Source organism: Actinomadura rudentiformis (assembly GCF_008923185.1).
GTDB lineage: Bacteria > Actinomycetota > Actinomycetes > Streptosporangiales > Streptosporangiaceae > Spirillospora > Spirillospora rudentiformis.
In genome coordinates, this window is sequence record NZ_WBMT01000022.1 from 34,764 (window position 1) to 55,752 (window position 20,989).

Genomic DNA, 20,989 nt, shown 5'->3' on the forward strand with positions numbered 1-20,989 from the left:
GGCCTCCTCACCGCAGGGCATCAGACTTCGAAGGTAGGACTGCCCCGAGATCGCCGTCTCTCACTTCCCGGACCGGTCTGGTTTCGGAAGGCAACCTCCGTTCCTCTTCATGTGTCCCTAGAGGACAGAGCGCTGAAACGTGAGTGATCGAGGTGCGGAGTGGATGCGGAATTCCGGGACTGGGCGGGTGTGCGGCTGCCTGCCCTGTTGCGGTACGCACATCTGCTGACCGGTGATCCCCACCGGGCCGAGGACGTCGTGCAGACCGCCCTCACCAGGACGTTGCTGGGCTGGTCGCGCGTGCACCGCAAGGACGACCCCGAGGGCTACGTGCGCCGGACGATCCTCCGGCTGGTGATCAACGATCGGCGCCGCTCCTGGCGGGAGCATCTCACCGCGTCGCCGCCGGAGCCTCCGCCGCCACCACTGGCCGAGCCGGAGGAACGCTGGGCGATGCGGGCGGCGCTGGCGACGTTGCCGCCGCGGCAGCGGGCCGTGCTGGTGCTGCGCTACTACGAGGACATGTCGGAGGCGCAGATCGCCGAGGCGCTCGGATGTTCGCAGGGCACGGTCAAGAGCCAGGCCAGCAAGGCGCTGGCCAAGCTGCGCGCCCACCTGAACGAGACGGAGGTGACGAAATGAGCGACTTCGACGAGAGGCTGCGTGCGACCCTTGCGGACGAGCGCTGGGCCCTTCCCGCCGACCTGGCCCTGCTGGACGGCGCCGAGGCCGGCGCCCGCCGTGTCCGCCGACGCAGGGCGGCCGGAGCCGTGCTGGGCACACTGGCCGCCGCCACCGCGGCCGTCCTCGCCTTCACGCTGGTCAGGGCCCCGGAGAGGGAGCCGCGCCCGCCGCGCCCAGTGACATCCATCACGCTGCCGGTGCCTGGCGGCGTCGCGCGGGAACTGGTCCTCACCCGAGACTCGCTCTACGTACTGGGCAAGTCCCACATCTATCGCATCGACCGGGCCACCCGCCGCGTCGCTGCGACCTCGCGGAAAGTGTCGGTGGCCGCACTGGACCTGGTCATGGTGGAGGGGACCCTGTGGGTCAGCGAGCGCCAGATAACGGGGAAGAGAGCTCGCAAGGACACCTTCAGCTTCCTCCACCGGCTCGACGCCCGGACCCTCCAATTTGGAGAGGCCATCCCCGTCCCGGGTGGGATGGCCAGGACCACGGCCGTCGCCGGAACCCTCTGGTCGCGAAGCGTCGACCGCTTTGGACGATGGACGTTCACCCAGCGCGACCCGCGCGACGGCCGGGTCCTGGGAACCCTTCGGCCCCCGTGGAACTGCGGAAGCAACGCCGAGATCGCCGACATCGACCGCAAGGCCGGAACGGCACTGATCTCGTGCTGGAAACCGGACGGGCAGGTGATCGCGACCCTCGACCTGACGACCGGCGGCGCGCGGGCCCAGCTCGGGGTGCAGGACGGCACTCACGGCCTGACCCTGGGGACGAAGGGCATGGTCTGGTATCTGACCGACCACCTCACGCATGTGCGGATCCATCAGGTGGACGTCGCCACGATGCGGCAGCGGCCGGGAGGAGACCTGGCCGCCGTTCGCCCCGCGCCGCCCGACCTGCTGACCGGCGTCGGCGGCAGGCTGTGGCTCCGGTCGCCGAAGCAGGGTGCGCTGACCTGTTACGACGGGGCCACCGGCCGGAGGCTGGCCTCCTACGCGATGCCTCGGAACGCCGGGAGCCTGCCGGTGGCAGGTGACGAGGGCACGTTCGTCCACGCGAGCGGCGGCACGATCACGATCATGTCCGGCACGGACGGGTGCCTGGCCGGCGGTTAGACGAGGAAGGAGAACGCGGCGGCGGTCTCGGAGACCTCGCCACCGGCCGGCAGGGCGGCGACGCCGAGCATGCCGCGGCGTTTCCGCGATCGCCATTCGCCGATGCGCCGCATGGTGCGGTCGGCCATCCCGTACAGCGTCTTGTTGTTGAGGATCATGTCGCGCGCGCGGGCGACCGGCTCGTGGCGGAGCCAGTGGGCCGCGCCGGCGGCCGACGGGCGGCGGACGACGCCCTCGGAGACCTCGTGCGACCGGGTCTGCAGCTCCTGCTTGTAGCGCCAGCCGATGGAGGGGCCCATGTCGATCTGCTGGACGCCGAGGGCGGCGGCCTCCTCGGCCATGTGCAGGTGAAGTATCAGGCCCGGGGAGTATTTGGCGAACTCCGGGTCGTACACCGGGAACCACGTGACGAGCGTGTGATCGCTGCGCAGCCCGAAGTGCCCCGCGACGGGACGCCCGTCGGCGTACACCATGGAGAGCGAACCGGCGAAGTGCTCGTCGTGGGTCTGGTGCAGGCGCTCGACGAGCTCGGTGACCCACGGCTTGGCGAAACGGTCGGCGCGGCCCATCGCGCGGTACTGGTCGGACTTCCACGCGCGGACGAGCGCCAGCGAGGACTCGTCGCGCACATCGAAGGCGAACGAGACCTCGCCGATGTCGCGGCCGAGCTTGCGCTCCTTGTACCGCGTCTGCTTGACGACCTTGGAACCCTTCGCCTTCAGGTCGCCCGTGAAGCCGTCGAAGCCGCCGCTGAGGTCCATCACGGCCGACTCGAGCCGCTTGGTGGCGTAGGGGGCGAACCACGGCTGGTCACCGACGAGCGTGCCGAACTCCCAGGCGGCGAGGCCGCAGTCCTGAAGCAGCCGCCGAGCGTCCAGCTTCAGGCCGGGAACGTGCACCAGGCCCTGGCCGAGGGACAGCCAGCCGCCGATCGCGCCCGCGGTGGTGCGGCCGTGCATTTCGAACGGGAAGAAGCCGACGATGTCGGAGCCGTCGCGGAGCACGGCCACGCGGGCGCCGTCGATGACGTGGTCGACCGCGAGCGAATAGCCCGCCGACAGGAACGGGTTGGCCAGATGCGGCAGGTCCATCTGCATCTTGCGCCAGGCGGTGAGCTCGGTGTCGCCGAGCTCTCGCGGACGGATGACGGATACGTCCATTGGGTCTCCTGTTAGCGGCCGTGACGAGAGCCGTTATCGGGAAAAGGTGAAGGGAAGGCGCGTGATGCCGTTGTCGAAGTTCGACAGCAGGTAGTCGGGCTCTCCGGCGGCGCGCAGGCCGGGCAGCCGGGTGAACAGCTCGCGGAACATGATCTTGAGCTCCATGCGGGCGAGGTTCGCGCCGAGGCACAGGTGCGGGCCCGGGCCGCCGAACGCGACGTGCTTGTTGGGCTCGCGGGTGATGTCGAAGACATCGGGGTCCTTGAACGCCGCCGGATCGCGGTTGGCGGCCGGATAGAACAGCACGACCTTGTCACCGGCCCGGAACGGGTGGCCGCCGAGCTCGTAGTCCGTGGTCACCGTCCGCCGGAACTGGATGATCGGTGACACGTAGCGGACGAGCTCCTCGATCGCGCCGCCGATGTGGGTGTCGTAGTCGGCCAGGAGCAGGTCGCGCTGGTCCGGATGGTCGGTGAAGAGCTTCAAGCCGTGCGTGAGCGTGTTGCGGGTGGTCTCGTTGCCCGCCACCAGCAGCAGGTCGAAGAACGAGCCGAGCTCGCGGATCGACAGCCGTTCGCCGTCGGGATTGGCGTTGACCAGCGCCGACACCAGGTCGTCGGCGGGACGCTCGCGCCGGATCCGGCCGAGCCTGGCGACCAGCCGGTGCAGGTCGACGATGGCCGTGAGGTTGCCGTAGAGCAGCCGGAGCGTGCGGGGGCTGGCCAGCGAGCCGCGGACGCCCGAGTACTCGGTCATGGCGTCCACGCGCGACAGCACGTACGGCCGGGTCTTCTCGGGGATGCCCATCATCGCGCAGATGACCGCGAGCTGGAACGGAGCGGAGACCTGCCCGACGAAGTCCCGCGGCCCCTCCTCGACCACCCGGTCGACGATGCGGGTCGCGATCGCCTGGACCTCGTCCTCGATCTTGGCCAGCGTCCGGGGGGTGAAAGCGCGGAACACGATCCGCCGGAGCCGGGCGTGCGCCGGGTCGTCCATGTTGATCATCGGAGTGCCGAACAGCTTGGCCAGCCAGGGCGGCGGTTCGGGCGAGGTGGCCGCCGGCTCGCTGGAGAAGACCTTGGCGTTCCGGCTGGCCTCGACGACGTCGGCGTGCCTGACCAGGGCGTGGAAGCCCTTGCCGGCGCGGATGAACGGGACCCGCGGCTCGGCGAAGTAGACGGGCGTCTCGAGTGCCCGGAGCCGGGCGAAGTCGGCCAGCCGCGCCTCGTGCGGCCGGTCCCAGAACGCCATGTCCACCAGGTCGATGCCGAGCTCGCGCGCCTTGGCGGTTGACGGGGGCTGGACGGTCATCTGCTGATCCACTTCACCTCGTACGGGCCGAGGGCGAGCGGGCTGCCCTCAAGCTGGGTCTGCGCGGGCTGCGCGGTGGTGTTGACAGCGACGATCTGCCGCTGCTGCGCCAGGACGCGTACCGCCGGGTTGGTCGACTTGACGTCGGTGAGCGCGGTGCCGGGCGGGAACCAGCGGGCGAAGTTCTGCAACATCCCGAGCGTCGGGGTGGCGGCGCCGCCGCCGGCGGTGCCCGACCACAGGCAGCCGGCGCAGTCGGCGGTGGTCGCGGTCTGCGGGCTCCAGTAGTAGGCGCTGGCCGCGCCTCCGCGGACGAACTCCATCATGGCCGCCGTGTGCACCGCGCCGCGGCGCTCGTCGGTCCAGTCGGACGGCACCGGCTCGACGTACCACTCGGCCCACCACACGGGCAGGCCCTTGCCGAGGGCCCGCAACCATCTGGTCACCTCGGAGAACTTCGACAGCACCTGGAACTCGTTCAGGCGGATCTCCTTCTGGACGGGCATGCTGTGCCCGTCGACCACGAGGAAGTCGGCGCCCTTCTTGTGCTTCATCCAGTATTTGATCGCGTCGAGATCGCGCTGATCCATGCTTCCCCAGGAGCCGGTCACCTCTGAAGGGCCGGTTTGGCGGCCGGGGGCGTTGCTGTTCAGGACCATGTACGGCCCGCCCACCTTGATATCTTTATTAACCTTTTTTAGAGCGGCATAGACCTTGTTGTAGAGCTTGGTGTAACCCTCGTAGTCCCACCGATTGCGGCGTGGGTTCCAGAATCCCTTGAACTCGTTCCAGACCGCGTAGTAGCGCACGTCTGGATAACGCTTGGCGACCGCCGCCGCGAGCTTGGCGAAGTCGTCGAAACGCTTGGGCTCAACGGCCAGTTCGAGCCGGCTCCAGTCGGTCTTGCCCGCCGGGCCGCCCTTCATCCAGTCGGGGGCGCAGCAGAGCGTGATGATCGGGGTCCCCTTCGTCTGCCGGATGGTCGCCATGCGCCGGTCGAGAGAGTTCCAGTTGAACTCACCCGGGCGCGGCAGCGGGTTGTCGACGCCCCAGCCCATGATGGGTGTGACCTGCGGCATCGGCTGCGCGGTCAGATCGACGAGCGCCTGCTGCGGGCCCTGCTGATAGTCCACGGTGTTCTGCGTGTGGGTGAACCCCCAGGCGGGCCATCCGCTGGAGGCCCCGGCGCCGACCCTGGTCGCCGGCTCGGCGGGCGCGCTCACCGCGGGCTCGTCTCCGCCCGGTCGCCATCCGGTCACCACGAGAAAGATCGTCGAGGTCAGCAGGCCGGCGAGGGCGGCGACGAGCGCGATGAGGATCAGGCGCCGCCGGGGGCCGCCATGGCGGCTGTGGCGACCGTGACGATTGCGGAGCAACGCCGGACGGTCTGAGGCGCGGCTCAGTCTCGTCTGCGGGTGGACATCCAAAGGGCCCTCCTGGAAAGGGGCGGCCTGGGGTGCACCGGCAAGCAATCCGGCACAACTGTTAGAACGCCAGAAAGAGGTTGTGAGTTCACGAGCTCAGCGAAGTTTCCCGTGATATCTGCCTTACCTCTGGAGTTCCGTGCGAACAACCGCCGAAGCATAAAGATCTCTCACAGAGAGTGGCCGGAAGGGGACAAGTGCCACATTGGGGGTTTCGGACCGCGCCACCCGGCTCGCGCCCTTAAAAGAAAATGTGACGGCCGTAAGCCCGTGCCGGGATCGGCGACCGCACGGGCGGCACGACACTGTGTCGGGGGCCGCGCCAAGTGCCGTCCGTGCGGTCACGTCCTGCTGGCCGGGTGGGTGACATCAACCCCACCGACCAGGCCTCCACTCCTGTGTCACCTCAGCGACACAGGTCCCTTCCGTACCGGAAACGACCGCGGCCCGGTCCGCCCCCGTCGACGGACCGGGCCGTCCGGCCTCCCGATCCCCGCATCAGTTCCCCTCACGGTCCTTGCGCGTCTGTTCGGCGAGGAGCTCGCGCAGCCCCTCGGAGTCGTCGGCGGCGACCGTCATCGCGTATCCCGCCTGGAGTTGGGCGTCCGTGAGGTCTCCACTGCGCGTGGCGTACCAGCGACCGGCGTCGCTGCGCCAGACCAGCCACCCGGGATGGTCCGACTCGATGGCCGCCTTCAACTCGTCGAAGTCGCCCATCAAGGTCGTCCTTTCCCCGAGCTGGATGTTTCGTATACACAAGTCTTACTCGGTTATAAGTGGTGTCAAGCTATCCGTAAGCGGACCGTCCCCCCAGGGATAGCGGGGAGATGCGGTCCCGGCGGCGCGACGAGGGGAGGTGGCGCCCGTGCCTGACCGTCCGGCCTATCTCCGGATCGCCGACACGCTGCGCGACCAGATCCGGGCCGGTACCTACCCGCAGGGCTCACGGTTGCCGACCATGACCGAACTGTGCGCGAGCCACGGTGTCTCAGAGATCGTGGTCAGGCAGGCCATCGCGCTCCTGCGCGGGGAGGGGCTCATCGAGACCCGCCGCGGTGGCGGCACCATAGTCAAGGTCTCGCCGCCCGCACGCCGGGTGGCGATGGACCGCTACCGCGCGGTCACCCGGCCGCTCGCGGTGCCCGCCACCACGTTCACCCACGACCAGCGGATCGGCTGGAGCGACTACCGCCTCGACCGCCGCTACACCCGTACGAACGCCGACGCAGAGCTGGCGTCCCTCTTCGAGCTCCCCACCGGCGTCGAGCTCCTCCGGCGCCGCTTCGTCTTCTTCGCCCGCGGCGAGCCGCAGCAGATCTCGGTCAACTACCTGCCTTGGGACGTCGTCGGGGACACCCCCGTGGCCGACCCCGAACGCGAGCCCTGGCCCGGCGGCACCCTCGCCCAGCTCGAATACCTGGGGCATCCGCCGACCCGGGTCGAGGAGGCCGTCAGATCCCGCATGCCGACCCCTGAGGAGGCCGACACCCTGCACATCTCGTCCGGCGTCCCCGTGCTCGCGATCACCCGCCGCATGATCTCCCTGGCCCGGGTCATGGAGGTCTGCCGGGAGATCGTCATCCCCGCCGACCGCGTCGTGCTCGACTACTCGATCGACCTCTGACGATCAGTCATCGATCTCTGCCGATCAGTCCCGGTAGAGCCAGTCCTCCTCGTCCTCGTCACGGCGGCGAACGGGGAGGTCGCGCCGGGTGACATTCGCACCCGATCGAACCGCGGCTCCGGCCGCGGGCCGGGACGGCGGCCGGGGGATGTGCAGATGAGCGAGGCGCCGAGGCCGGTGCATACGGGCCAGACCGGCCACCAGACCGCTCAGGAGCAGGACGGCGACCAGACCCGAGCCGGGGGACCAGAAACCCGCCATGAGGAGGATCTGGGCCGCCCCCGCGACCGTGACGATGCTCGCCGCGATGGAGACGACCAGCCGGCCGACCGGGTCGAAGCCGCGCATGAGGGACCAGAACGCCGCACCCGGGACGGAGAAGAGCAGCAGTGCCAGCACGATCGTCACGAGATGATCACGAACCTCTCGATGATGACCGCGACCACACTGATCAGCAGGGGGATCGCGAGGACGGTGAGCGGGCGGAGGCGGCGCAGCTCGTTCGGCGGCAGCCGCAGGCGGCGCAGCTCGCGCGTCAGCAGGACGCCGAGCAGGACGGGCAGGTAGATGAGGCCCGCCGGCGTCCAGGGCGAGTTGCGCATGCCGAGCCCCGCGGGCTCGGGCACCGTGGGCCGCGGCTCGGCGGGCGGGTTCTTGAGGCGGTAGACGGCGGCGTCCGTGTCGGCGAAGACCGTCGTGAGCTCGGGCGAGGCGGCCAGCGCGCGGCGCATCTTGATCGCGTAGTCGGAGGCCAGGCCGCCGGACAGCACCTGGTAGTCCTCATGGCTGCGGGTGGTGACGAAGAAGCCACCGGGCCCCTGCTCCTTGAGGCGCTGGACGATCTGCGAGATGTCGGCCGGGTTGTTGCGGTTGGCGACCACGGGGGTGCGGGTGAACCGCTCCCAGCTCCGGTACGACCAGGGCATCACGGGCTCGCCGCCGACGAGCTCGGGGTTCTCGGCGCTCAGCCACACCACCCCCACCGCGCCGTCCGTCGAGCGCAGCATGACGTCGAAGGCCTTCACGTCGCTCCTGCGCACCTGCTCGTACTTCTCGTTGCCGTAGCGGACCGACAGGAAGCCGCCGGTGAGCAGCAGGGCGAAGACGGAGGCGGCCGCGACGGCGGGCCAGTGCCGCCGGGAGCCCGTGCGCAGGTGGCCCAGCCAGATCTTGACCTTCGGATCTCGCACGCGCGGGGCGTCGAAGGGCGCCGGGAAGAAGAGATAGGCGATCAGCAGGCAGGCGGCCGGCAGCATGAAGAAGTAGATGCGCAGCGCCAGCTCACCGCCGTAGTTCTGCAGGCCGAACGAGGAGAACGGGACCAGCAGGAGGACGAGCGCCACACGGTCGTCAATGCCGCGGGACCGCCGCCGCATGAGGCCGGCCACGGCGAGGCCCACGACCGTGACGGCGATGACGATGCGGAGCATCTGGATGTCCTGGGTGGCGCCCGAGGCGGTGCCGAGCCGGCCGCCCGTGCTCTGCTGGACGTTGGTGAACACTTTGCCCAGCCCGCCGAAGAGCTCGCCCTTGCGGCTGGACCAGTAGCCCACGGTCATGAAGCTGATCCACGCCGCGTACACCACCCCGGCGATGAACGGCAGGCCGCGCAGGTTGCAGCGGCGCACCAGCACCAGCCCGGCGCAGGACGCCGTCATCAGGAACGGGGTGAGCTGGTGGGCGGCGGTGCCCACCAGGATCAGGATGAACAGCAGGATGAGGAGGATCGACTGCTCGCGCACGCCCACTGGCTTGGCGGGCAGCTCACCGGGGTCCTTGGCCCCGAACAGCCAGTTGTAGATCCGCCAGAACCCGCCCGTCCGCTCGCGGGTGTCACCGCTACGGCGGCGTCCCGAGCCTGTCGTCCTCTCATCGTGGTGCCGGAACCAGTTGACCAGGATCGCCACGAAGAAGAGATAGAGCAGGTAGGCGAACGCCTGGGGTGACAGGTAGTCCTGGCCCACCCAGTTGGCGGCGATGAACAGCCACGCCGCGAACCACTTGGCCCGCCAGGTCGCCCGCAGCACCCGCAGGATCAGGATGTAGGGGATCAGATAGAGCAGGTTGGTGACGGTGGGCGCCCAGCGCAGCAGCGGCTCGATGTCGTTCTGGCCGACCGCCTTCATGACGAACGCGATGAACGCGAAGAAACCGGGGGTCGAGAAGCGGGCGTCCAGATCCCAGCTGACCGTGTGGTTGCGCGTCACGTACTCGATGAAGCCACCGGTCTGCCACGCGGTGGGGAAGCGCGCGATGGGCTCCAGCGCCAGCGTCACGCCGTGCAGCGTGATGATCAGTAGCAGTATCTGCGCGGCCAGCAGCAGCTGGTGCGGCCGGGCCAGGGCCAGCGTCGCCATGAACGTGAGCACGAGCACCACCGCGCCGAGCAGGGTGGCGATCGGCAGCACGCCGATGAGCCCGTAGCCGTCCATGGCTTCGAGGTCGACGCCGCGCAGCGGCAACCAGAACAACATGAGCCCCAGCGTCACCATCGCGCCCAGGGCGATCAGCACCGGCCGCGGGGTCTGCGGCGCCGGCGGCTGGACGGCCTGCTGCGCGCGAGGAGCACCCCCACCGCTCTGCGAGGCCTGGCGAACCGTCACACGCGCTTCACCCCCCATGACTATGACCCCCACCTCCCTCAGAGATATCCCGCCCTTCGTGGGCGTGGGAAGGCTTTGCCTTGGCCGCCTTCAGCAATCCGGGCAAAATCGCCGCGGCCACCACGACGTTCACGCCGACGACGATCAGGCCGATGGTGGCCAGATGCTCGGCGTCGAAGAGCACCATGATCAGCGCCAGCGTCCCCGCGAAGCGGATCGCCTGCAGGAGCGCGATCAGGCGGGTGCGGTTCTCCACGCGCAGCACGCCGATGTAGAGCTCGATCAGCGCCTTGGGCAACACCGCGAGGGCCAGGATCTGCAGCAGCGGCGCGCCCTTCTCGCTGTACTGGTGGCCGAAGAACTCCAGCGCGAACGGCGCCGCGACGATCACGACGACCACGACCGGCGTCATCAGCATCAGCGTGCGGCGCAGGGCCGCCTTGGTCGACTCCGCGAGCTTCTCAAGTTCGAACGAACCCTCGACCGTCAGCGACATCGACAGCGTGAGCGCCAGCAGGTCGAGCATCATGCCGAGCGCCCAGGCCATCTGGAAGTAGGCGTTGGTGGTCTGGCTGATCTGTGCGGCGACCACGACCGGGATGAGGCTGATCGAGGCGTACTGGAACGCGCCGCCCACATAGGCGCCGCCCAGGTACCGGCCGATCTCGCGGTGCGTGGGTCGCGGCCCGCGGCCGAAGTTCTCCCGGCTGTGCACCGGGATCATGCGGCCGAAGATCAGGAAGCTGACCGGGATCAGGGCGATCATCACCGGCACGAACCATGACAGCGTGATGCCGTCGTCGGGGAACGCCGCCGCCAGTGCCACCAGCATGACCAGCTTGACCGCGCCGAAGGCGGCGTTGACGACCGGCACCCAGCCGGCGTGCCGCAGGCCGGTGAAGACGCCCTCCTGCTGGTTCCACAGGTTCCAGGCGACGGCCATCGCGAGGAACCACGCGGCCGCCTTCCAGTCGGTCAGGTGCCGGAAGGACGGCCCCCAGAGGTCCAGCGTCGCGATGAAGCCCAGCGCCAGCAGGCTCGCGGCGGCCGCCCCGGTGCCGTAGCAGACGAGCACCAGGGAGCGGGTGTTCCGCGCGGTCTGCGGGATGAACCGGATCAGCAGGAAGTTGAGCATCGTCACGCTGCCGACGAACATGATCGCCTGGATGACGGCCCAGTTCCGGCCGACGTCGTCGGGGGCGTAGAACTTGGCGCCCAGCGCCCAGTAGGCCAGCCCCAGGAGCCCGGTGAGCCCGCCGTTGGCGACCAGCGCGTAGGCGTTGCGGAACAGCGGGTTGGACAGCTCACGGCGCAGCCAGCCTGGCTCTCCCGGTGGTTGCGGTGCGAGGACCCCGGGATCAGACACGGCGGCTCACCCGCCGTGCCGCGTACCGCGTCCGGCGCACGACGGCGTACCCCCGGGTGAGGGCGCGGTCCTTGAGATAGATCAGGGGGATGCCCCTTCCGTCCACGACCCGTCCGAACGTGTCGAGCGAGGTGGACATGCGTACGGTCAGACGGGGGATCGCGAGCCTGTCCGGATCGGTGCCCTGAGGGACGCTGCTTTGTGGGACATGGCCGAGCCTGTTCTCGACCGAACACGCAGCGTCATACCCCGCGGCCCGGACGGCACGCCGGACCCGCACGCTGGAGTATCCATACGGATAGGCCATCGTGGTCACCGCCCGGCCGAGCCGATCTTCGAGCAGGCCACGGTTGCGGGTGAGCTCCGAGCGCAGGTCGGCGTCGCCGAGCTGGTCGAGCTGGGGGTGGCTGTGGCTGTGCCCGCCGATCTCGATGCCGTGCGCGGCGGCCTCGCGGACCTGTTCCCACGCCAGCATGCGGTCGAGCGGGCGCCCGGCCGCGTCGTCCCCGGCGTCGGCCAGCCAGCCGGTGGTGACGAAGACCGTCGCGGTGAAGCCGTGCTCGTCGAGGACGGGCAGCGCGTGCTCGTGGAAGTCGGCGTACCCGTCGTCGAACGTGATGACCACCGGCTTGTCCGGCAGGCCGCCCTCCGGCGGCGTCGCCACCGCCGAGAACGGCACGGGCGTGAAGCCGCGTTCCCTCAGCAGCGCCATCTGGTCGGCGAACGCGCCGGGCCGTACCGCGAGCCCCGCCGTCTCGCGCGACGGCCGCTCGCTGATCGAGTGGTACATCAGGACGGGAACGCCGTTCGCCGTCTCGTGATCGCTCATCAGGCGACCCCTTCGCCGCCCGGTCGCCCTCGGGTCCGTCCCCGTGCCCGGTTCCGCCCTCGTGCCAGGGCCCGCCTCTCGCGGCGGGCCTGGAGGCGTGCGGCGCCGAGCCCCACCCCGTACCCCCACGCGGTCCACGCGAGCCCGACCGTGATGGCGGCGGCGCGGCCGATCCCGGCCGGCTCGCCGCGGAAGGCGTCGCCGAGGCCCTTCACCGCGCCGCGCGGCAGGGTCTTGAGCGCGTGGGCACGCTCGCTGGCGAGGCCGTCCTGGCTGCCGACGCTCTGCGTGACCAGGGCCTTGGACAGGCCCTCGGCGTAGCAGCGCTCGCGGAAGTAGGAGAAGCGCGCACGCTCGGGCGGCACGCGGTGCCAGATCACCGCCTGGTCGTCGTAGACCAGCTCCGACTTCGGGCTGCGCTGCCGCAACCGGATGCAGAACTCGGTCTCCTCGCAACCGAGCGGCCGCTTGTGGAAGCTGCGGCCGATCCCGGTGCTGAAGCCGCCCGCGACCGGGAACATCTCCCGGCGGAACGAGGCGTTGCCGCCCATGAGGTTGCGGATCGGGCCGGGCCGCATGCCGCGGTAGGTGCATCCGACGGTCCAGTCGAACTCCTCAGGGAACCAGCCCGGCCGCGTCCCGGTCGTCTCCGGCACGGGAGCCGAGATGAGCTCGCTGGACGGGGTGGAGCCCGGCCACATCGGCAGGGTCAGACCGCCGACCCCGGCCACCGCCGGGTCGTCGTAGTGCCGCGCGAACGCCTCCAGCCAGCCGGGCGCGGCGACCGCGTCGTCGTCGAGGAAGGCCACCACGTCACCGCGTGCGACCGCGACGCCGGTGTTCTTGCCGCCGGACAGGCCGCGGCCCTCGCGGTTCTCCACCACCGTGACGCCGGTGAGGGACCGCTGGAGCCGGGCGTACAGCGCCGGGTTGTGGTCGACGACCACGATGATCTCCGCGGGCGCGTGCCGCTGGTTGCGAACGGAGGCCACCGCCGCGTGCACGTCGTCCCAGCGCTTCTCGGTGTAGGCGCAGATCACGACGGAGAATCCGACATCGTTCACCTGGCCGTTCATCCGGCCGTTCACCTGGCCGCTCACTTGCTCCGCCCCCTCAGCCGCGCGTAGGTCTTGAGCACCCGGTCGGCGCGCTTGTAGAGCGCGGGATTGTCCAGGACGGCGCCACGCGCCTTGTTGAGCGGGGTCGTGCGGATCCAGTGCAGCCCGGCGCCGGGGGTGAGCCGGGCGGCCCTGCCCTCGGCGATCGGGATCTCGCGGCTCGTGAAGCCCTCCTTGAACTCCTTGCCGCCGCGGCCCATCGCGATCTCGGTGATGCCGTTCTCGGCGCATCCCTGAGCCAGGTGAATGTGGCCGATCATGCCGGGCGAGTACTTGCCGAACCGGGTGTCGTACGCCGGGAACCAGCCCGCCATGACGTGCCCGTTGCGCAGTCCGAAGTGGGACGAGACCGGCTCGTCGCCCGCGTACAGCACGCTGAGCACGCCGAACCCGGTCTCGTGGAAGTGCTGGACGAGCCTGACGATCCACGGCTTGGCGAACCGGTCGGTGCGGCCCGTGCGGGTGTACTGGTCGGACTTCCACTCCATCAGCCGGCGCAGGTCGGCGCGGTCATCAGAGGAGAAGACATAGCGCACCTCGCCCACGTCACGGCTGAGCTTGCGCTCCTTGTACCGGATGGTCTTGTGGGTCTTGGGCGCGGCCTGCCGGGCCTTTTCGACGAACGCGTCGAAGCCGCCGCTCAGATCCATCACCGGCTCCACCCGCCGGACGGTGTGGAACGGGGCGAACATCTGCTGGCGGGCCAGCAGGTGGTCGAAGTCCCAGACGCCGAGGCCGCAGGCGCGCAGCAGGGCGCGCGCGTCCAGCCGCAGATCGGGCGCGGCGATGATGCCCTGTAGGTCGGTCAGGCCGAACCCGACCGGATGGCCGATGCCCAGCGGGCCGCGTTCGTACGGGAAGAACGCGACGATCCCGGTGTCGTCCTCAACGACCGCGACCCGGACTCTGCCGCGCGCCCTGCCACTGGGGTCGTCGCGGTATCGGTCGACGCCGATGGTGAACTCCGGCGCGAGGAACGGGCTCGACAGGTCGGGGTCGGTCAGCTGGAGGTCGCGCCATCGCTTGACCTCGGCCTCGCCGAGGTCGCGCGGGCGGACGATGGAGATCTTCACCGCGGGGGTGTCCCTTACTCGGTCCCGGTCCGGCTGAACGCCGCCGTCTGGAAATGCAACGGAAGGGGCTCGAGGGGGAGATGCTCGGGCCGGGTGTCCAGGCGGCGCTGGAAGCGCAGCCGGACCATCGTCTTGAGCACGCGCCAGCCGTCCCGCCAGGTGTTGAGATTGGACTCGCCGTGGCGGCGCTCGGTCTCGTGGCTGGCGACCTCGGCGATCCGCAGGCCGGCGCGCACCGCGTTGACGCACATCTCGGTCTCGATCTCGAAGCCGGTCGACTCCAGCTGGAGGCGCTCGACGGCGTCGCGGCGCATCGCCACGTAGCCGTAGCAGAGATCGGACCAGTTCTGCCGGTAGAGCCGGTTGGCCAGCCCGGTGAGCACGGAATTGCCGAGCCGGCGCAGCCCCGTCAGGTCGTCCGAGCCGCCCCCGCAGCTGTAACGCGTGCCCTTGACGAAGTCGTAGCCGCGGCAGAGCAGGGCCAGGAACGAGTCGAACTCGGCCGGGTCCATGCTGCCGTCGGCGTCCAGCATGATGATCATTTCTGAGGTAGCCGCGGCCATCCCCGTCCGCATGGCGGTGCCCTTACCGGTGGGAGGCTCGACGATGATGCGCGCGTCCGGCCGTACGGACAGCACGTACTCGACGGTCCCGTCGGTGGACTCGCCGTCGACGATCACGATCTCGTCGACCGCGGTCAGCCGCGGCATGAGCCATCGGAGGTTGGCGGCCTCGTTGAGCGTCGGGATGACCGCGGTGACGGTCGGCCAGCGCCGCGTTTGGCCCGAGGCGGACAGGATGTTGGCGGAACGCGCGTTGAGGGAGGCTGCCCTCGGCGCGGCGTCGACATCCCCCGAGCCGCGTCCCGTGGCGCGTACCGAGTCAGGAGTGTGCATCGGAGTCCCCGTAAGTGTTGGTGTCTTGAATGGTTAGATGGCGGGTCCGCTCATCATGTTCAGGCGGCTTCCCCGGGGACTCCCGTAAGTTGCGCAGGATCCACTACGCACCTGGTACGGCTCCAACTGGTAAGGGCGTCGTCACGCACCGCTCTACCGGTCAAATAGCCGAAATCGGATGAACGGAATGATCGTTTATTGTCCGGATGTGGCCAGCCCATGGAATCATGGTGATTCTGCCCATGTGAATGGCCGCCTGCCCACATATGGGGTGTTCCTGGCAGTCTGTTAGATCAGCCTATGCCGATCGGCGGTGCCGGTATACCTCCATGTCGCCTTAGGGGTAAGTTGATCTCACTAAGGCGAGGATGCGCACGCTGGCCCGTGACCCTGCAGGTGATGGCACGTGAAACTTGCAGGTGAGGCATGTGAGACGAGACCACGAATGAGGCTCAGGTGAAAACGGATCGCCGGCACGGCGCCGGCGATCCGTTTCCCTGTTCAGTCGCTGAGATGTGCGAGTGAACGCAGTGGCACATGGAGCCAGGACGGCCGGTTCCGGGCCTCATAGCGGACCTCGTACACCGCCTTGTCGAGCTCGAATGCGCGCACGATGATCGAATTCGCCGCGGGGTCGACGCCACCGGCCGCCGCATAGCCGCGGCAGAATGCCGAACGGTTCCGTTTCGCCCAGGTATGTGCGCGCATTTCCAGCTCGCGCGCGCCCTCGGCCGACGTGCCTTCCTCATCGGCGAGCAGGAATCGGGCCGCGTATTCGAAGGAGCGCAACATTCCCGCCACGTCCCGCAGCGGGTGCGAGACCGCGCGGCGTTCGCCCGGTGACCGCGCCGGCTCGCCCTCGAAGTCGAGCAGCACCCATCCGGAGTCGGTCCGCATGGCCTGGCCGAGATGGAAGTCGCCGTGGATCCGCTGGAACGGCGGCGACCCGGCCAGTCCGGCGAACTCGTCGAAGGCGGCCCTGATCGCCTTGGCGTACGGCACCAGCTCGGGCACGTCCCGGCACGCCTCGGCGAGCTGCTCTCGCATGCCCTCGGCCGCCGCACTGATCGCGGTGACCGGCTGCGCCGTCACCCCGAACGCCGCAGCCAGGTCCCGGTGCACCGCCGCCGTCGCGGCACCGAGCCGTTCCGACTCGGACGCGAAGTCGCCCCCGGCGATCGCCGGGTCCGGTTCGGTGCCCGGTGGCAGCGACCGCGCGAACCAGTCGCGCACGCTGGTGATGGCGAGCTGCCAGCCGTCGGTGCCGGTCCGCAGGAACTCCGACAGCAGGGCGAGCGTGGCGCCCTCGTCGTCGGCGAGTCCGGGGCCGCCGGACGGTTCGAGCTCGACCCAGCCGTACACGGCGGGGACGTGGGCGCAGCCCAGGTTGGTCAGCGCGAGATTCACCTCGAGGTCGGGGTTGACGCCGGGCGACAGGCGCCGGAAGAGCTTGCAGATATAGGAGTCGCCGAATATCACCGAGGTGTTGCTCTGCTCGGCGGTGCCGACCACGCCGTCCAGCCCGGTGTCGATCTCCATACCGGGCGCCTGGTGGAACTCGAGCGGCCCCACCACGGTCCCCTGCGCCATGTGTTCCAGGAGGATGCGGGTCGCCTGCGGATCGTGCGCGGCGTCGTAGAGCCACGTCCGGCTCGTCCCGGGCAGCAAGCCGATCTCGCCCGGCCGCAACCGTTCCGGCAGCCCGTCCCACATGCCGAGGAGCAACTGGTAACGGTCCAAGGTCTCGCCCTGCCGCACGGCGAGGACGAGGTGGTGCACCGCCGGATCCGAGGGCCGCAGCTCGGTCGCCGTCGCGATGGAGATCTCGTCGATCTCGCGGCCCTTGCCGGCGAACCACCGCTGCCGGGGCAGCCAGCCGGCGAGAAGGTCGGTGACGGGCTGGCCGGTGACGGGCTCCATTTCTACATCACCTCGTCTCCGTGAGCGTCATGCGGTGGTGGAAGCAGGAACCAGTAGAAGCCGTGGCCCGGCAGCGTCAGCAGGTACGGCAGCTCACCGATGGCCGGGAACTGCACACCGCCCATGCACTCGATCGGGGTGGACCCCTCGAACCGCCGCAGATCCAGCTCCACCGGCTGCGGGAACCGCGACAGGTTGTTGACGCAGAGAACGGTGTCCATGCCGCCCCAGCGGTTGACCTCCCCGCCGTTGATCTCCCGGACGAACGCCAGCACGCTCGGGTTGGAGGCGGAGAGCTCCACGTACGACCCGACCCCGAACACCGGATGCCGCTGCCGGATCTCGATCATCTTCCGGGTCCAGTGCAGCAGCGATCCGGGGTTGTTGCGCTGGGCCTCGACGTTGACGGCCTGGTAGCCGTAGATCGGGTCCATGATCACCGGCAGGTAGAGCCGGGCGGGGTCGCACTTGGAGAAGCCCGCGTTGCGGTCGGGTTCCCATTGCATGGGGGTACGGACGGCGTCGCGGTCGCCGAGCCAGATGTTGTCGCCCATGCCGATCTCGTCGCCGTAGTACATGACGGGCGAGCCGGGCAGCGACAGCAGCAGCGCGGTGAACAGCTCCAGCTGGTTGCGGTCGTTGTCGAGCAGCGGGGCGAGCCGCCGCCGGATCCCGATGTTGGCCTTCATCCGGGGATCCTTGGCGTACTCGGCGTACATGTAGTCGCGCTCTTCGTCGGTGACCATCTCGAGCGTGAGCTCGTCGTGGTTGCGCAGGAAGATGCCCCACTGGCAGTTCTCAGGGATCTTGGGCGTGGACGCCATGATCTCGGAGATGGGGTAGCGCTGCTCGCGCCGTACCGCCATGAAGATGCGCGGCATCACCGGGAAGTGGAAGGCCATGTGGCATTCGTCGCCGCCGACCCCTGGGTCGCCGAAGTACTCCACCACGTCCTCCGGCCACTGGTTGGCCTCGGCCAGCAGCACCCGGTCGGGATAGAGGCGGTCCACCTCGGCGCGGACCCGCTTGAGATAGGCGTGGGTCTCCGGAAGGTTCTCGCAGTTGGTGCCCTCCCGTTCGTACAGGTACGGCACCGCGTCCAGCCGGAAGCCGTCGATGCCCAGGTCGAGCCAGAAGCGCAGGACCTCCAGCATCGCGTCCTGCACCGCCGGGTTGTCGTAGTTGAGATCGGGCTGGTGCGAGAAGAACCGGTGCCAGTAGTTCTGGCCCCGCACCGGGTCGTAGGTCCAGTTGGAGGTCTCGGTGTCGACGAAGATGATCCGGGCGTCGGAGTAGGCCTCGTCGTTGTCGGACCAGACGTAGAAGTCGCCGAACGGCCCGTCGGGATCGGACCGGGACGCCTGGAACCACGGATGCTGGTCGGAGGTGTGGTTCATGACCAGGTCGGCGATCACACGGATGCCGCGCGCGTGCGCCTGATCGATCAGCTCCACGAAGTCGCCGAGCTCGCCGAACTCCGGAAGGATCTTGGTGAAGTCGCTGATGTCGTACCCGCCGTCGCGCAGCGGCGACTGGTACAGCGGCAGCAGCCACAAGCAGTCGACCCCCAGCCACTCCACGTAGTCGAGTCGCTGGATCAAGCCGCGCAGGTCACCGACCCCGTTGCCGTCGGAGTCGTGAAAGCTGCGCACCGCCACCTCGTAGAAGACGGCGGTCTTGTACCAGTGCGGGTCGCGGGGTGTCCCCGGGCTGAACGAGTCGGGGACGGGCTCGGAGGTCACAGGGACGGCTTCGGGCGGTAGCTCGGGGATCGGTTCGTCGCGGGGAATTGGCCCTGGTGAAGACTGCGGACTGCTCAACTCTCGTTACTCCGGAGCGTGAAAATGTGGGCCGGCTGGACGTGAGGGTCGAGGCGTACATAGTTCGCCTGCCGCCAGGTGTAGGTCTCGCCGGAGAGTTCGTCGGTCACGGCGAACTCCGCGTCAGGGGCGAGCCCGAGTGCGTGCAGGTCGAGATGGACCGTCGCCTCACGGACCTGATGGGGATTGAGGTTGACCACGGCCAGCACCACGTCGTCCAGGAGCTTCTTGGAGAAGCAGATGAACTCGTGCTGGTCGACGGAATGGAAGCGCAGGTTGCGCAGCCTGCGCAGGGCCGGATGTGCGCGCCGGAAACCGTTGAGCCGGCCGATGAGCGGCGCGATGCTCGCGCCCTCGCGTTCGGCCCGCTCCCAGTCACGCGGGCGGTACTGGTATTTCTCCGAGTCGCGGTACTCCTCACTGCCGGGACGGACGGGAACGTTCTCAATCAGCTCGTAGCCGGAGTAGACCCCCCAGGTGGGGGACAGCAGCGCGGCGAGGATCGCCCGGATCTCGAACGCCGGGCGGCCGCCGTGCACGAGGTACTCGTTGAGGATGTCAGGCGTGTTGACGAAGACGTTGGGCCGCATGTAGGCGGCGGCCGGGCCGGCCAGCTCGGTGAAGTACTGCTCCAGCTCCCACTGAGAGTTCTTCCAGGTGAAGTACGTGTAGGACTGGTGGAAGCCGATCTTGGCGAGGGTGTGCATCATGGCCGGCCGGGTGAACGCCTCGGCCAGGAAGATCACGTCGGGATCGGTCCCGGCGATCTCGGCCAGCAGCCGTTCCCAGAACGGCACCGGCTTGGTGTGCGGGTTGTCCACGCGGAAGATCCGCACGCCGTGGTCCATCCAGTGCCGCACCACCCGCAGGACCTCGCGGTAGATGCCTTCGGGGTCGTTGTCGAAGTTGAGCGGGTAGATGTCCTGGTACTTCTTGGGCGGATTCTCGGCGTAGGCGATGGAGCCGTCGGCCCGCTTGGTGAACCACTCGGGATGCTCGGTGACCCACGGGTGGTCGGGGGAGCACTGCAGGGCCAGGTCGAGCGCGACCTCCATGCCGAGGTCGGCCGTGGCCTCGACGAAGGCCTTGAAGTCGTCGAGCGTGCCCAGGTCGGGGTGGATCGCGTCGTGGCCGCCCTCCGCCGAGCCGATCGCCCATGGCGAGCCGGGGTCGTACGGCCCCGCTTCGAGCGTGTTGTTGGGGCCCTTGCGGAAGGTGGCGCCGATCGGGTGGATCGGCGGGAGGTAGACGACGTCGAAGCCCATGTCGGCGATCGCGGGCAGGCGCTTGGCCGCCGTGCGGAACGTGCCGGACATGGGGCCGCGGCGGCCGAGCGGGTCGAACGAGGCGCCCTCCGACCGCGGGAAGAACTCGTACCACGAGCCGATCAGCGCGCGCTCACGGTGCACGATGAGGGGGTACCACGCCGAGTCGGTCACCAGCTCGCGCAGCGGGTGCCGCTCCAGCAGTTCGACCACGTCGGGGCCGCACGCCGCGTCGAGGCGTTCGGCGGCGTCGGTGGTCACGTCGCCGAGCAGCTTGGCCAGCCGGACGAGGCGCGCACGGTCCTTGGCGGGCACGCCCTGCGCCGCGCGCTCGAAGAGCAGCGCCCCCTCGGCGAGCATGAGCTCGACGTCCTGCCCCCGCGGGATCTTGATGAGCGCGTCGTGCCGCCAGTGCGCGATCGGGTCGCCCCAGGCCTCGACGCGGTAGTGCCATTTCCCGGGCTCGGTCGGTGTCACCTCGGCGTGCAGCCGGTCGGTGCCGTCGTCGTGCCCGGCCAGCGTGACCGGCGGGAGCACGTCGCCGTCCGGTGTCCGCAGCACCACGGCGGCGCCGAGCATCTCGTGGCCTTCGCGGAACACCGTGGCCGAGACCGTGAAGGTCTCGCCGATCACGGCCTTGGCAGGCCAGTCACCGCAGCTGCGACCGGGTTCGACGTCCAGGATGGGGATGCGGCCGATCTTCGGCCCCACCGTCGGCGAATCGGGCTTGCCGGACATTCTGGACTCCACACGCATGCGCCACCTCTACCCGCTC

General features: G+C 69.3%; 17 protein-coding genes. 3 read left to right on the forward strand and 14 right to left on the reverse strand.

Translation table 11 applies throughout. From position 1 onward, the window contains the following. Positions 1-159: 159 nt before the first annotated feature. Together F8566_RS38005 and F8566_RS38010 are read left to right on the forward strand one after the other, a co-directional pair. Positions 160-642: a SigE family RNA polymerase sigma factor gene (locus F8566_RS38005; protein WP_151567041.1), complete on the forward strand. Its 483-nt coding sequence runs from the start codon at positions 160-162 to the stop codon at positions 640-642. Beyond that, entirely contained in the window at positions 639-1,802 is a 1,164-nt protein-coding gene (locus F8566_RS38010; protein WP_151567043.1) for an NHL repeat-containing protein, read from the forward strand. Before F8566_RS38005 ends, F8566_RS38010 begins: the two co-directional genes overlap by 4 nt. Here the strand turns inward: F8566_RS38010 and F8566_RS38015 are convergent. From F8566_RS38015 to F8566_RS38030, 4 genes are all read right to left on the reverse strand, one after another. Further along, entirely contained in the window at positions 1,799-2,962 is a 1,164-nt protein-coding gene (locus F8566_RS38015) for a GNAT family N-acetyltransferase (RefSeq protein WP_151567045.1), read from the reverse strand. The two genes, F8566_RS38010 and F8566_RS38015, sit on opposite strands and share 4 nt — an antisense overlap. Before the next feature lie 33 nt (positions 2,963-2,995). Then, positions 2,996-4,276: a cytochrome P450 gene (locus F8566_RS38020; protein WP_151567047.1), complete on the reverse strand. Its 1,281-nt coding sequence runs from the start codon at positions 4,274-4,276 to the stop codon at positions 2,996-2,998. Beyond that, on the reverse strand, positions 4,273-5,652 hold the full coding sequence (locus F8566_RS38025) for a glycoside hydrolase family protein (protein ID WP_151567049.1): 1,380 nt from the start codon (positions 5,650-5,652) through the stop codon (positions 4,273-4,275). The genes F8566_RS38020 and F8566_RS38025 overlap by 4 nt, the downstream gene beginning before the upstream one ends. 546 nt (positions 5,653-6,198) lie before the next feature. Further along, positions 6,199-6,417, reverse strand: coding sequence for a hypothetical protein (locus F8566_RS38030; RefSeq protein ID WP_151567051.1), 219 nt, complete (start codon positions 6,415-6,417; stop codon positions 6,199-6,201). 148 nt (positions 6,418-6,565) lie between these two features. Between F8566_RS38030 and F8566_RS38035 the strand changes: the two genes are divergently transcribed. Continuing rightward, the gene (locus tag F8566_RS38035; protein ID WP_151567053.1) at positions 6,566-7,324 is read left to right on the forward strand and encodes a GntR family transcriptional regulator; all 759 of its coding nucleotides are present in this window, start codon (positions 6,566-6,568) and stop codon (positions 7,322-7,324) included. Positions 7,325-7,348: 24 nt separating this feature from the next. Here F8566_RS38035 and F8566_RS38040 read toward each other — a convergent pair whose 3' ends face one another. The 10 genes from F8566_RS38040 to F8566_RS38085 all read right to left on the reverse strand — a co-directional run bounded on the left by F8566_RS38040 (position 7,349) and on the right by F8566_RS38085 (position 20,952). Next, the gene (locus F8566_RS38040) at positions 7,349-7,732 is read right to left on the reverse strand and encodes a hypothetical protein (protein WP_151567055.1); all 384 of its coding nucleotides are present in this window, start codon (positions 7,730-7,732) and stop codon (positions 7,349-7,351) included. Then, positions 7,729-9,927: a hypothetical protein gene (locus F8566_RS38045; RefSeq protein ID WP_151567057.1), complete on the reverse strand. Its 2,199-nt coding sequence runs from the start codon at positions 9,925-9,927 to the stop codon at positions 7,729-7,731. Before F8566_RS38045 ends, F8566_RS38040 begins: the two co-directional genes overlap by 4 nt. A 7-nt stretch (positions 9,928-9,934) precedes the next feature. Next, positions 9,935-11,293 carry a lipopolysaccharide biosynthesis protein gene (locus tag F8566_RS38050; RefSeq protein WP_151567059.1) on the reverse strand — a complete coding sequence of 453 codons (1,359 nt, stop codon included), beginning with the start codon at positions 11,291-11,293 and terminating at the stop codon, positions 9,935-9,937. Then, positions 11,286-12,122, reverse strand: a complete 837-nt coding sequence (locus F8566_RS38055; RefSeq protein ID WP_151567062.1) for a polysaccharide deacetylase family protein — start codon at positions 12,120-12,122, stop codon at positions 11,286-11,288. Before F8566_RS38055 ends, F8566_RS38050 begins: the two co-directional genes overlap by 8 nt. Then, the gene (locus tag F8566_RS38060; RefSeq protein ID WP_225993879.1) at positions 12,122-13,222 is read right to left on the reverse strand and encodes a glycosyltransferase family 2 protein; all 1,101 of its coding nucleotides are present in this window, start codon (positions 13,220-13,222) and stop codon (positions 12,122-12,124) included. The genes F8566_RS38055 and F8566_RS38060 overlap by 1 nt, the downstream gene beginning before the upstream one ends. Further along, positions 13,219-14,313, reverse strand: a complete 1,095-nt coding sequence (locus F8566_RS38065; RefSeq protein WP_151567064.1) for a GNAT family N-acetyltransferase — start codon at positions 14,311-14,313, stop codon at positions 13,219-13,221. Before F8566_RS38065 ends, F8566_RS38060 begins: the two co-directional genes overlap by 4 nt. Positions 14,314-14,327: 14 nt before the next feature. Beyond that, positions 14,328-15,209 (reverse strand): glycosyltransferase family 2 protein, encoded by an 882-nt coding sequence (locus F8566_RS38070; RefSeq protein ID WP_151567066.1) that lies wholly within the window; start codon positions 15,207-15,209, stop codon positions 14,328-14,330. Positions 15,210-15,710: 501 nt separating this feature from the next. Beyond that, the gene (locus tag F8566_RS38075; protein WP_151567068.1) at positions 15,711-17,129 is read right to left on the reverse strand and encodes a maltokinase N-terminal cap-like domain-containing protein; all 1,419 of its coding nucleotides are present in this window, start codon (positions 17,127-17,129) and stop codon (positions 15,711-15,713) included. Between the two features lie 2 nt (positions 17,130-17,131). After that, entirely contained in the window at positions 17,132-18,871 is a 1,740-nt protein-coding gene (gene treS, locus F8566_RS38080) for a maltose alpha-D-glucosyltransferase (protein WP_151567070.1), read from the reverse strand. 74 nt (positions 18,872-18,945) lie between these two features. After that, a complete protein-coding gene (locus tag F8566_RS38085; protein WP_151567072.1) occupies positions 18,946-20,952 on the reverse strand; it encodes an alpha-1,4-glucan--maltose-1-phosphate maltosyltransferase in 2,007 nt (668 codons plus the stop codon). Positions 20,953-20,989: the final 37 nt, after the last annotated feature.